12 protein-coding genes and 2 tRNA genes are annotated in these 12965 nt (G+C 45.4%); 7 read left to right on the forward strand and 7 right to left on the reverse strand.

Going from position 1 to position 12965, the window contains the following annotated elements; all coding sequences use genetic code 11:
• Positions 1-4: 4 nt before the first annotated feature.
• From X919_RS0107175 to X919_RS0107200, 6 genes are all read right to left on the reverse strand, one after another.
• Positions 5-1261 carry a site-specific integrase gene (locus X919_RS0107175; protein WP_028899559.1) on the reverse strand — a complete coding sequence of 419 codons (1257 nt, stop codon included), beginning with the start codon at positions 1259-1261 and terminating at the stop codon, positions 5-7.
• A 13-nt stretch (positions 1262-1274) separates the two neighbouring features.
• Positions 1275-1832: a helix-turn-helix domain-containing protein gene (locus tag X919_RS0107180; RefSeq protein ID WP_028899560.1), complete on the reverse strand. Its 558-nt coding sequence runs from the start codon at positions 1830-1832 to the stop codon at positions 1275-1277.
• Positions 1833-2039: 207 nt separating this feature from the next.
• On the reverse strand, positions 2040-3953 hold the full coding sequence (gene dnaK / locus X919_RS0107185; protein WP_028899561.1) for a molecular chaperone DnaK: 1914 nt from the start codon (positions 3951-3953) through the stop codon (positions 2040-2042).
• A 182-nt stretch (positions 3954-4135) separates the two neighbouring features.
• Entirely contained in the window at positions 4136-4894 is a 759-nt protein-coding gene (locus X919_RS0107190) for a sigma-70 family RNA polymerase sigma factor (RefSeq protein ID WP_028899562.1), read from the reverse strand.
• A gap of 125 nt (positions 4895-5019) precedes the next feature.
• Positions 5020-6024 (reverse strand): DUF4435 domain-containing protein, encoded by a 1005-nt coding sequence (locus tag X919_RS0107195; protein WP_028899563.1) that lies wholly within the window; start codon positions 6022-6024, stop codon positions 5020-5022.
• 12 nt (positions 6025-6036) lie between these two features.
• A complete protein-coding gene (locus X919_RS0107200; protein ID WP_028899564.1) occupies positions 6037-6855 on the reverse strand; it encodes an AAA family ATPase in 819 nt (272 codons plus the stop codon).
• Positions 6856-7058: 203 nt separating this feature from the next.
• Between X919_RS0107200 and X919_RS0107205 the strand changes: the two genes are divergently transcribed.
• From X919_RS0107205 to X919_RS0107215, 3 genes are all read left to right on the forward strand, one after another.
• A tRNA-Val gene (locus X919_RS0107205) sits at positions 7059-7133 on the forward strand.
• A gap of 9 nt (positions 7134-7142) precedes the next feature.
• Positions 7143-7224 (forward strand) — tRNA-Tyr (locus tag X919_RS0107210).
• A gap of 64 nt (positions 7225-7288) precedes the next feature.
• Positions 7289-7867 (forward strand): helix-turn-helix domain-containing protein, encoded by a 579-nt coding sequence (locus X919_RS0107215; RefSeq protein ID WP_028899565.1) that lies wholly within the window; start codon positions 7289-7291, stop codon positions 7865-7867.
• 184 nt (positions 7868-8051) lie between these two features.
• Here the strand turns inward: X919_RS0107215 and X919_RS0107220 are convergent, their stop codons facing one another.
• Positions 8052-8837: a hypothetical protein gene (locus tag X919_RS0107220; protein ID WP_028899566.1), complete on the reverse strand. Its 786-nt coding sequence runs from the start codon at positions 8835-8837 to the stop codon at positions 8052-8054.
• Between the two features lie 197 nt (positions 8838-9034).
• On the opposite strand from X919_RS0107220, the gene X919_RS0107225 reads away from it, so the two are divergent.
• The 4 genes from X919_RS0107225 (at position 9035) to X919_RS0107245 (ending at position 12788) form a co-directional block, all read left to right on the forward strand.
• Entirely contained in the window at positions 9035-9643 is a 609-nt protein-coding gene (locus X919_RS0107225; RefSeq protein ID WP_028899567.1) for a hypothetical protein, read from the forward strand.
• Positions 9603-11276, forward strand: coding sequence for a capsule assembly Wzi family protein (locus tag X919_RS0107230; RefSeq protein ID WP_028899568.1), 1674 nt, complete (start codon positions 9603-9605; stop codon positions 11274-11276). The genes X919_RS0107225 and X919_RS0107230 overlap by 41 nt, the downstream gene beginning before the upstream one ends.
• Before the next feature lie 5 nt (positions 11277-11281).
• Positions 11282-12280: a virulence RhuM family protein gene (locus tag X919_RS0107235; protein WP_028899569.1), complete on the forward strand. Its 999-nt coding sequence runs from the start codon at positions 11282-11284 to the stop codon at positions 12278-12280.
• Positions 12281-12356: 76 nt separating this feature from the next.
• Positions 12357-12788: a lipocalin-like domain-containing protein gene (locus tag X919_RS0107245; protein WP_028899570.1), complete on the forward strand. Its 432-nt coding sequence runs from the start codon at positions 12357-12359 to the stop codon at positions 12786-12788.
• Positions 12789-12965: the final 177 nt, after the last annotated feature.

Below are 12965 nucleotides of genomic sequence, written 5' to 3' on the forward strand. Positions count from 1 at the left end.
CGAATTATGTTTTATCATTTTCAATATCTATTTGAATAGCATTGGCTGCTTTATTTTTCTTTTCATCGACAACCTTTGCATATACTTGAGTTGTTTTGACATTTGTATGCCCAAGCATCTTGCTTACAGTATAGATGTCTGTTCCGTTTGCAAGTTGAAGGGTAGCAAATGTGTGCCTAAAACAATGAAAGCTGAGGTGCTTCTGAATACCAGCTTTCTCAATCCATGCCCTTAATGGGCGAGAAATCCAAGAAGGATTTGGTAATCCTTCAAAAACAAGTTGTTCTGGTTGTCTTGGTTCTCCACAAAGTTTAAAAGCCTGCTCTGAGATGGGCATATACTCCACCCCTTTTGTCTTTCTCTGAGTAAAGAGAAGTTTGACTTGGTTCCCTTCTATGGCTATTTCATTCCATTTTAGCTTTTGAATATCGCAATGTCTTAATCCTGTCAGAGCAGAGAAGAGTGCAGCTCGTTTAAGTACATCACGTTCACAAGGGGTATTAGCTAACTTATTCAGTTCATCAAGAGTTAAGTATTCCCTTCGGGATTCTTGTTCCTGTATGCCTTTGATTTTTGCAGATAAATCTATGGTCAAATATCCGTCTATGAATGCTTGTTTGAGTGCAGCCTTAAAAATAGAAAAATACGTAGAAGCTGTATTTCGTGATATTGTCCCTTTTTTACTTCCACCACAAGGGGCGGACAACAAGAAAAACTTAAAATCTTCTGCCAATCTATTATCTATCTGTGAAAAGAGTAGCGTATCTCCAGCAAACATTTTCAATAAAACATGTACCCGCTCCCAGTTTGTTCGAATTGAAAGGGAACTATTACTGTGTCGCTTGTCTGCCACTTTATCAAAGTACTTGATGAAATTTTGTTGCAATCGTTCTTTCTGTTCTGCTTGTGCTGTTTCTGTGTCACTATACAAGCTTGCATTATCATATTCACGCTGCCGTAGTTTTCTAACACTATCTGCATAAATACAGGCCTCTTGGTCTATCTCACTTTTGCACAAGATAATTCCGTTCAAATCTCGTTTAGGTTTGAAGGTTTGAGTCGCTTCGGTAGTACGAGCTGTTCTGCTTTTATCCCAAATAGGAGTAGTGATTGTTCTGTTTAGATACTCACGCACTCTTTGTGGAGAATCTTTTCCAGCTACTCTCACAGGATAGCTTTCTATATACAGGTACCATTCTTTTCGATAGGCACTCTTTCGCAATCGTACTGTTGCCTTTGTATTATCAAGTTCCTTTCTCATTGTATGTCGCGGGTTAGTGTTTATACAAATTGTCTATCTCTGATTTTGGTGCATAGACGTAATTACCAATCTGCCTTGTTGGAATAGAATATTTGCGAATATGCAGATATACAGTACTATCATGGATACCAAACTTCTTAGCTATTTCTCCAATCGTATAACAATCTTCAGGCTCAAGCCGGTAAGTCTTTACTTCCGAATGTTTTTCTTTTCTTCTTTCATCGTAAGGACGTAGATCAAAACGTTCTTGTAAATCAGCTTTGCAAATACGTATCATCCTTAGTCCGAGGTTATAATAACGGACTTGTTTATTCCTGATTAAGCGATAAAGGGAATCTCGTCCAATATCAAATAATGCAGTTGCATCAGCTATTGAGAGAAAAGGCTGGTTCTTCGGAACTCTCGCAGCCTTTTCTCTTTTCAATGCATCCAATTGTCCTTCCTTTTTTCTTTGTTTGTATGCAGCTTGAGAACAGTTCTTAGAGCAGTATCTGGAGGTCAGCGTCTTTGCAATAAAAGATTTACCGCAAATTTCGCATTTCCGCTCTATTTGAAATTTTGCACTTGCCATACTATTTGTATATATTTGATTATCAATCTATCTTTTAAATTAAGTCGCACTTTATCTCCCATTAAGTTGCGGCACAAATATGGTACAAATATAAGCACAAAAACGATTAAAAACGATGATATTTAATTATTATTAAGAAATAAAAATCCCAGCAACTTATTATGTTACTGGGATTTACTTATTTTTAATTAGCGTTTGTTAGCACTTTTACTTTACTTCCTCGAAGTCGGCATCTTGGATGTCATCGGCACTATTGTTGCCGTTATCCTGTGCTTGTTGACCGCCTTGGAAGCCTTGTGCGTCAGCACCAGGCTGTGCACCACCTTGATACATCTGTGCACTGGCTGCTTGAACGGCTGCGTTGAGGGCTGTAGTTGCTGTATCGATGGCTGCAACATCAGCGGCCTTGTGGGCATCTTTCAGTTGCTGGAGTGCTGTTTCGATAGGTGCTTTCTTGTCGGCAGGAACCTTGTCGGCATTGTCCTTCAAGAAGTTCTCTGTCGTGAAGATTAATGAGTCAGCTTGGTTGAGCTTATCCACTTTCTCACGTTCAGCTTTGTCTGCCGCAGCATTCTGTTCAGCTTCAGCCTTCATTCTGTCGATTTCTTCCTGACTCAAGCCACTTGAAGCTTCAATGCGAATCTTCTGCTCCTTACCTGTAGCCTTATCCTTTGCGCTTACATTCAGAATACCATTGGCATCAATATCGAATGTAACTTCAATCTGAGGAACACCACGACGTGCGGGTGCAATGCCTTCAAGGTTGAATTGTCCGATGCTCTTGTTCTGAGCTGCCATAGGACGTTCACCTTGCAACACGTGGATGGTTACGGCCGTTTGGTTGTCAACAGCAGTCGAAAAAGTCTCGCTCTTCTTACAAGGAATAGTGGTGTTGGCTTCGATGAGCTTGGTCATTACGCCGCCCATGGTTTCGATACCCAACGTCAGAGGCGTTACGTCGAGCAACACAATGTCGCCCACACCGCTCTCTTTGTTTAAGATGGCGCCTTGAATGGCTGCACCAACAGCTACCACTTCATCGGGGTTTACACCCTTAGAAGGCTCTTTCCCGAAGTAGTTCTTCACCAAAGTCTGCACAGCAGGAATACGGCTTGAACCACCAACCAAAATCACTTCGTCGATATCTGAAGTCTGCAAGTGTGCGTCACGAATAGCATTTTGGCAAGGAACCAAACAAGCCTGAATGAGCTCGTGTGCCAATTGCTCGAACTGAGCACGGGTCAATGTCTTAACCAAATGCTTTGGAACGCCACCCTCTGCAGAGATATAAGGCAAGTTGATCTCGGTCGAAGACGAGCTCGATAACTCAATCTTCGCTTTCTCAGCAGCCTCTTTCAAGCGTTGCATAGCCATTGGATCCTTGGTCAAATCAATACCTTCATCGGCCTTGAAACCATCGGCAAGCCACTTGATAATCACTTGGTCAAAGTCGTCACCACCGAGGTGTGTGTCACCATTGGTTGAAAGAACCTCGAACACGCCGCCGCCAAATTCCAAGATAGAGATATCAAAAGTACCACCACCAAGGTCGAAAACGGCAATCTTCATATCTTTGTTTGCCTTGTCAACACCATATGCAAGTGCTGCAGCTGTAGGCTCGTTCACAATGCGTTGTACGTTCAAACCTGCGATTTGTCCTGCCTCTTTTGTAGCCTGACGTTGTGAGTCAGAGAAATAAGCTGGAACAGTAATCACTGCATCTGTCACCTCTTGTCCCAAATAGTCCTCGGCCGTTTTCTTCATTTTCTGCAAGACCATTGCCGAAATCTCTTGCGGAGTATATTTGCGTCCTTCAATTTCTACGCGTGGATAGCCTGCGTCATCAACCACTTTATAAGGCATAGCCTCAGCCTCTTTGCGGCTCTGTTCATAGGTCTCACCCATGAAACGTTTGATAGAGTATACGGTGTTCTGTGGATTGGTGATAGCCTGACGCTTTGCAGGATCACCCACTTTGCGCTCACCATCTTTCAAAAATCCCACTACCGAAGGTGTGGTTCTTTTACCTTCACTGTTTGCAATCACAACAGGTTCGTTACCTTCAAAAACGGCAACGCAGCTGTTTGTTGTTCCTAAGTCAATTCCAATAATCTTACCCATAATTCTTATATATTTTATTTTTTATTATTCTTGTTTCATGTCCCGGAAGTTTTCCGAAGACATACGCTTATAAACAAACCACGTGCCAACATGGGTACGTGGTTTGGGATTGTCATAAATACGTGACAAAATGTCACATTTATAAGCGTGTGTTATTTGCCATTCCTGCCAATAGCAACTTGCTATGCAAAGTAAACGCGCAGCATTTCGGAGTTGGTGTGGCGGCTTAGCTTGCGCACGGCCTGCTTCCTAATCTGACGCACTCGTTCGCGTTTCAGTCCCATGCGCATGCCGATCTCGGAAAAAGTGAGGTGGGGAGTGTTGATGCCATAGAAGGAAGCCACTACTTGTTGTTCGCGCTCATTCAATATTTCCATGGCTTGTAGTAATTCTTCTTTCACTGAATCGGCCAACACTTGCTGGTCGGGGCGTACCACACTGTCGTCTTTTAAGGTGCTGGCCAAGCTCACTTGTTTGCCATTTTGCAAAGGAGCATCGACAGAGAAGGCTCGGCTATTCTCTTTCTCTTGTATGCTTTTCTCATTTTTCGGTAGTCTGATAATGCCACTTTGCACGTTTAACGCTTGTTCCATTGCCTTACGAACAAAGGGTTCGGCATAGCCTACGAAGCGCAATCCGCGCGCACCATCAAAATGATAAGCTGCATTGAGCAAGGCCATGTTGCCCTCACTGATGAGGTCGGCAATCGACATGCCCTCGCCTGTGTATTGTTTTGCCACAGCAACTACAAAGCGCAGGTTGGCCGAAACCAATTGGTTGGCAGCCCGTTCGGCCTGTTTTCCGCCCGCTTTAATCTGTTGTGCGAGGGCGCATTCTTCGTCATCACTTAATAAAACTTCTTTTCCTATTTCGTTTAAATAGGCAGTGAGCGATGCTTTTTCACGCTCCGACAAGGGGTGTCCTGTTTTTATTTTCTTCATCTTCTCTTCTGTATTTGTTATGCTTTGTGATTTGATAGGCTCAAAATGTATGCCATATTACGCTGTAATCTGCGTTATATTCAAAACTAAAAGCTATGCTTTTTCAGTGCAATCTATTGGCCTTTTCATTTCTGGCTCTTTCTTTTTTCCTTGCTTTTAAATTGTTCAATAATTTGTTGATATTGTGGAGCTGTGCGGAAGTTGGTATTCTTTCGCAATGCTAACTCCACGTTTCCTATGCGATGTTGATAGCCAGCCATCTCGCTTTGCATTTGTAAATAATGCTTTGCTTGGTACTGAATGTTACGTTCTTGTTCCCGACAAAGATGGTCACACACGCGGTTGAGCAGTGGTTCAACTACATTTTCAAGCAAGTGATGACCATGTATATATAAATAGGTGTTATGGGGTGTGACTCCCAATCGTTCCAAATCGGTTGCTACCTGCTGATATTCCTCCGCTGCAGATGGATTCTTTTCCTGCAGATCTCGCACCACGCGTCCCACCTTTTTGGCTAATTTTGTCAAGACTTGTTGAGGAGCATTGATATCGATTTCCCCCATATCAATGGCATGATTGAATTGTGTCATGGTGAAATCGCAGTAATGTGTGGAGCGATAATACCAAATGTTCCACACAAAAAGAGGGTAAATGATTTCAGAATAGTGTTGCATGAAGGCTTCGAAATCAAAGATGTTGTGGTCGTTGAGTACTACCGAAACCACGACGTTGCGCAGGGAAGGTGCATAACATTGCAGGTTTTCGATGGCATAGGTGTAGGTGTGAAACACATAAGGGTTGCTTAACACCTGCTTTGAGCTTTGTGAAACGCCTTGCAACAGGTAGTCGTAATCGGCGTCGACACACGCAATCATGTCTTCACCTACATCCGATAGCAAGCGTGATATGGCAGCCTTCTTCCCACGTTCTATTTTGTGTTGACGTGAAGGCAGCATCACTTCAAAGTAGTGTTCCTCGTCTTCTAACTCGCTGAGCACACTACGCCAGAAGAAGATATCTTCATAGCCCTCCACATAGGCCACTACTTTGCGGCGCGCTTGCTTAGAGGTGAGCTGGTTGGCTGCTTCAAAATAAGCCGATGAGATGTGCTGTTGGAGTCGTTTTGCCATTGTGGTATGAGGTTAATCGGGTAGGGTGATATCGGTAACTTCGGTTACATGATCCATCCAGCCATTCATAATCACAGCTGGACTATGCGTGGTGATGATGAGTTGCACGTTGGGATTGAGTTGCAGGATGAGGTCGATGAGCTGCTTTTGCCATTCAAAGTGCAGGCTCACTTCGGGTTCATCCATGAGCAACACATAAGGGAGTTGATTTTCCATCAATACGGTGAGCAAAATCATTAGCATCTGTTTTTCACCACTCGAAAGCTGATAAGGCAGCAGCCTTTCCCCCATTTGGTTAAAGCGTATCTCGTTTTCTGTGCGCACAATGGTCTTGCCAGTCTCTGCAAAAAGGCAGTCGATGAGGTCTTGAAACAGCTGTTTGGGGGCGGCATAGCGTTGTGCTTCGGCAGCCCCGTCAGGCGTTCCGCTTTGCAAAGCAGCAATCATTTGGTTGCCCACATTCACCTGATAATCCAAATATTTGCGCTGCAGTTGAAACAGTTGCCAGTCCAATTCTGTAGTCAAGCTAAGGTCTAACTTGCCCATCACGTCGGCATTGATGAGCGGGCGGTCGAAAGAGCGCACCACATCAAAGCGAATTTCGTCGGCCGTCTGAGGCATCAGTGTGAGCTTTATTCCCTTGGGCGTGTGAGAGGCATGAGCACTATTCTGTGACAAACTGCGAATAATCTTGGTGAGAATGGTGCTCTTACCCACACCATTGATGCCACTCAGCACATTGACGTGGCGGTGCAAAGGCCACAAGATGTGTTTGGTTCCACTCCAAAGCGAGTCGATTTCAATTTGTTGGATATAGTCTGCGTATGCCATATAGTATTTTTTCGTTAGGGCAAATTTACGAAATAAAACCGAATGGTCTATGCGTCCTTCGTCCTTTTTCCATGCAAAAGCTTGTCTTTTGGTACTTTTTGGATGCAAGAAGATGGCTGAGGTTCTTAAAAGTTGTAAAATAACAAATAAAAAATTTGCGTCGTCCAAATAATCTCTTTACTTTTGCAACGCCTCAAAAATGAGGGCGTTTAGCTCAGCTGGTTTAGAGCATCTGCCTTACAAGCAGAGGGTCGGCGGTTCGAATCCGTCAACGCCCACAGTCGAAAGGGTGGTTACCAGAGTGGCCAAATGGGGCAGACTGTAAATCTGCTGGCGATGCCTTCGGTGGTTCGAATCCATCACCACCCACAACAACAAAGAGATATCCAATGAAGGGTGTCTCTTTGTTTGGTTTTAATGCAAAGGGGACGACATGCAAAAAACGCAGTTAAACATTAAGAATATGGTGTGCGACCGTTGCAAAATGGCCGTGGAACAGGTGCTAAAGGAAACAAAGCTAACTCCAGAACGCATTGATTTGGAGGAAGTTTGGGTAAGTGATACGCCCACAGAGGCGCAGTTGGCACAACTCAAAACACGCTTAGAGGCCTTGGGCTTTGAACTGCTCGACGATCAGCGGCAGCAGATAATTGAGCGCATGAAGACTGCTATCATTGAGTTGGTGCATCATCATCAGGGCGATAAGGGGCTTAATTTGAGCACCTATTTGGCGCAGCTGTTGCATCGTGACTATAGCGCATTGAGCAAATTGTTTAGTGAAGTGACAGGGCTCACCATCGAACGTTATTTCATTATGCAACGCATCGAGCGTGTGAAAGAGCTGATTCGCTATGATGAACTGACGCTAACCGAGATAGCCTATCAAATGAATTATTCAAGTGTGGCTCATTTAAGCAGCCAGTTTCGTAACGTCACGGGCATGACCCCCACGCAATTCCGCTTCATGAAAACAGCGCAACGTGCCAATCTTGATGAAGTAGGAACGAAATAATCCCACATAGATTCGTGTGGTTGAGCCACCTCATTGGCGAAAGTAAGTGTTTCATCTTTGTGCTGTTTTGTGGGTAGTGTCGCTGTCATGGAGCAGAGGTGAAAGCGCAAAAGCGGTTGCAAGCATCATGCTTGCAACCGCTTTTGTGGTTCTATAGCCCATAGGATGAGGGTTAATGAGAAAGTTAATTCCGCGGAGCAGGATAATTATATTGGTCGAAATATTGGAAAGCTGGGCGACGATACCAAGCTGTTTCGACATTCAGCTGGAATGAAAAATGGGGATTAACCGAATATTTCACGGATGCCCCTACCATGTCGGCCCCCGGGAAACCTAAGCCTCCGCCATAGAAACTGCTATAAAGCCCGGGATAAAAGCCATAGCCAAGGCCGGGATAGACGCCATAGGGTGAGGCAAATACCCCCGTTGCACTATTGGCAATAGACTTTTGTCCATAGACCCAAGCCTCCCAATGGTCGTTAAACCGATAGCCCAAGGCAGCATAAAGCAAGGCTTCTCGGTAGTTATCGCTGCCCCAATTGGTGTTGCGCAGCGTGCCTCCTGCTGCCAACCACAGCTTGCGATTCTTCGAAAGTGGTGCTAAATAGGTGGCACTGAGATTCTGACTGAAGCCGCCACGATGGGGAACTTGTTTGCCAAAGGTGGCAAAAGCCGACAAACCTGCCGACACGTTGAGGCCTTCGTGCAACCCCCATCCGTAGTCATTAAAGCGAGATGTATAAATGGGTGGTGTGGGAACAGCATCCGATGTATTTTCTATGAAAGCAATTTGTTGCGGATGTCCTTGGTAAACATATTGTGCCGTGTCGGTGAACACGGTGTCGCCTGGCAACACCCAGCCCTTCCTTGGTGCATCAAAACTATGCAAAGGTCCTTCGTGGATGCGCATTTGTGCTGTGGAGGGCAGAACAAACGCCAGTGCTATAATGGTGATGTAAAGCTGTTTCATTCGTTTCATGTGGACAAAGTTAGCAAATGCCGTCATAAGTTGATTCGCACATTAGTCTTTTTTATGATAACATTCGCAAAAACAAATGGCTATTTGGCAGGTGAAAAGCGTGGTATAGCAGCCTTAAATAAACTGAAATTATTTTGTAGTTGGGGTGTTTTATCCTACTTTTGTGGACAATCAAATTAGAGAAGTTTATGAAGAAAAATCGATTCATGGTGCTGATGTTGGGCTTTCTGGCTATGGGGTTGCCCACGATGGCACAGAAAAACAACACGGCAAAGCCCGAAACCTTGGTGAAAAAGATGCAAGGTATTTGGAAAAAGGCGAAGAAGCAGGTGAGTGAAACAGGCAAGGAGTTGGGCGAAAAGATTGGTGTTGATGACTTGAAAAAGCAGCGAACCGAGGATGATGGTTTGATAGAAGTAGAAGGCATGCGCTATATGCCGGTGTATCATTACGACCTGTTTGTGAACAAAAACACGACTGCCGACCAAGAAATGGTGAAGCTTGCGCGGGCGGCTTTTGCAAAGAAATATCCGCGTGCACAAATCTTATATAGCGTAGTGCCGCAGGAAGATTGGACCAGTACGATTGTGCGCAATGGCGAAGCGGTGACGGGTTATCGGCGTCGCGCTTATGCCTATGTGGTGGCTAAAGATGGTAATGATGGCTATCTCAACGCGCGCTTTTTGTTTCGTGAGGACAAACAGCCCGGGCAAGACTATATGAAAAGCTCGGAATGGGCGTTGTTAGAGCGCACAGATGCCATTCCTAATCAGGTGTATCCCAAACTCATTCAATAATCCTTTGCATAGGCTCTCCGTGCGCTCTTCCGTTCTTTTCTCGTGTGTTTGTTGGCTGTTAGGGCTGGTTTACTCGCCATCTGCCGCAGCACAATATGCTTGGCAACACCAGTTGTCAACAATACGACCCGCTTTGTTCGACTCGTTGCACTATGCCGTGGCGCTACAAACTACACAATCGCATGGGCAAACACCCTTTTGGTTGATGGCTAATCGCTATGGATGGGGCACGTTGACCTCGTCGAATGGGGCGGTTATTGCAGAGTTGGAGCGTAGCATTGCGCACGATGACGCACGAAAATGGGGCGTGGGCTATGGGGTAGAGTTGGCCGCAGCACGTGGCTTTGGCAGCACGTTGTGGGTGCAGCAAGCCTTTGTGGAGGTGCGTTGGCGACATGCTTTGCTCACTCTTGGCAGCAAAGCGCAGCCCATGGCCTTGAAAGATGGACAGCTCTCCACGGGCAATCAGGCATTAGGCATCAATGCAAGGCCGATTCCTGAGGTGCGCCTTTCGCTGCCCCGCTATTGGATAGTGCCCTTCACCCACCGCTGGTTGCGCCTGAAAGGGCATGTGGCTTATGGTAAACCCACCGACAGTGGCTGGCAGAAGCGTTTCACCCAAGGGCAACATCGTTACACGCAAGGTGCGCTTTACCACAGCAAAGCGGGCTATGTGATGATAGGAAACCCCGAGCGACAGGTGCCCTTTTCGGTGGAATTGGGATTGGAAATGGCCACGCAATTTGGCGGAACATCCTATCTGAAGCAAAATGGTGGTATGGAGGTTGTGCACAACAGCGCCTCGCCCCGTGCGTTTTGGCATGCCTTTTTTCCTGCAGGGAGCGATGCCACCGATGGTTCGTTTACCAACAAAGAGGGTAATCATTTGGGGGCATGGCTCATGCGATGCAATTGGCAACAAGCGGCATGGGGTGTGAGCCTTTATGCCGATCATTATTTTGAAGACAACTCGTCGATGATTCATCTCAACAAGAATGGGTGGGGCACGGGCGGCAATGCACAGCACATGCAGCGGCAACGCTATTTTGTGTATGATTTTAAAGATTGGCTTTTGGGTGGTGAACTGCGGCTGAATGGCACGCCGTGGCTGCGAAAGGTGGTGGCAGAGTATGTCTATTCCAAATACCAAGGCGGCCCCGTTTATCACGACCATACGCCCAACGTGGCCGAACATATCGTGGGGCGCGACAATTTTTATAACCATCATCTCTTCTCGGGCTGGCAACATTGGGGCATGGTGATGGGCAATCCGCTCTATCGTTCGCCCATTTATAACACGGATCACACCATCGAAGTGAAAAACAATCGTTTCGTAGCTTGGCACATCGGCCTCATGGGTGAGCCGCTTTCTCGTTTGCACTATCGTTTTTTAGCCACCTATCAACAAGGCTTCGGCACCTATTATCAGCTGTATTATCCTCCGCGCCGAGCACTGAACCTGCTGCTCGAGACGCACTATGTGTTTGCCGAAGCATCGAAATGGGCAGGATGGTCGGTTATTCTCGCTGCTGCTTTGGATGCCGGAACGCTCTATGGGCGTCAGCAAGGCTTGCAACTCACGCTGCGTAAAGTGGGTGTGTTGAATTTTAAAACAAAATCTTTTAAACGGTAATTGATATGGATAGCAACATTTTATTATACACCACAGAAAATGGTGATATAAACATTCAAGTGCATTATGTAGACGGAACCTTTTGGTTAACACAAAAGCGTATGGCCGAGTTGTTTGGTGTTGATGTGCGAACGGTGAATGAGCATTTGAAAAATATTTTTCGTTCTGGAGAACTACCACACGAGGGAACTATCCGGAATTTTCGGATAGTTCAGACAGAAGGCTCTCGGAAAGTACAGCGTGAAGTAGCTTTTTATCCATTAGACGCTATCATATCCGTTGGCTATAGAGTTAATTCTACACAAGCTATACACTTTCGTCAATGGGCGACAAAGACCCTTAATACATTTATTACAAAGGGGTATGTATTAGATAAGACGCGTTTAAAGCAAGGTAATCAATTTGGGCATGATTATTTTAAAGAGTTATTAGAAGATATTCGAGAAATACGTGCCAGCGAGCGACGCTTTTATCAAAAGATAACCGATATTTATACGCTATCTATTGACTATGATAAACATGCACCAGAAACACAGAACTTCTTTGCTTCTGTTCAGAATAAATTGCATTGGGCAATATCAGGACAGACTGCTGCTGAGATTATTTATGAAAAGGCCGATGCAACGCAACCACATATGGGATTGACGACATGGCGTCATGCTCCAGATGGAAAAGTGATGAAATCAGACGTGACGATTGCTAAAAATTATCTTGATCAAAAACATATGGCAGCCATAAACCGCCTGGTTTCCGCCTATCTCGATTTGGCAGAAGATCGTGCAGAGCGAGAAATACCTATGACGATGAGCGATTGGAGTAAACTGTTAGATGATTTTTTAGTGATAGCAGGGCGTCCATTATTAAATAGTGCAGGAAGCATTTCTGCCTTAGAAGCAAAGCTGAAAGCTGAGTGTGAATATGAAACTTTTCGACGCAAACAGGACGAGATGTACATTTCAGATTTTGATCAAGAGATAAAGCGTTTAAAAGGAGAAGGAATATGAAGCAAGAATTAATGTGTAATGGCTTGCAACTCACGTTGCGCAAAGTGGGCATGTTGAATTTTAAATCCAAGCAGAAATGAAATATCTTAGCATGCTTATCGTTCTTGTGTTCTGCCTCTCGGCTTGCGAATTGGAAACGTCACACAACGGAAAGTTGGATGGTTGGTGGCTTTTAACGGCGGTCGACACATTGCAGACGGGAGGTCATGCCAACGTGGAGGCGCAGCAATGCACATGGGCTTTCCAAGGGCGGCTGTTGGAGTTGCGCGACGTGCCCGGCCAACGCGGCGACTATCTGCTTTCGTTTGCGCAACACGGCGACGATTTGTTGCTCAGCCATCCCTATCTTTCGGCGCGCGATAGTGGCGACATCGCTGTGCAAACACCGCAACCATTGCATCCCTATGGCATTCAAACCCTGTCCGAACAATTCTCGATTACCGCCATCGACCGCCAGCGCATGGTGCTCACCAGCACAAGTCTGCGCCTTTATTTTCGAAAGCTATAGCCGCAGCATGGGGGATGTGTGAGGCGAAAGAAATGAATTTACATCAAGATAATGAGGCACGCGCACAATTCATTTCGAAAATCTTTCCTCGTTTCGCTAAAAACATTTAACTTTGCGCTCGTGAAACAAAAAAGTGAAGTGATGAGTAGTTTACACCATAAGGCAACCTTCGCAGCG

It is taken from the genome of Prevotella sp. HJM029, assembly GCF_000599605.1.
Lineage (GTDB): Bacteria > Bacteroidota > Bacteroidia > Bacteroidales > Bacteroidaceae > Prevotella.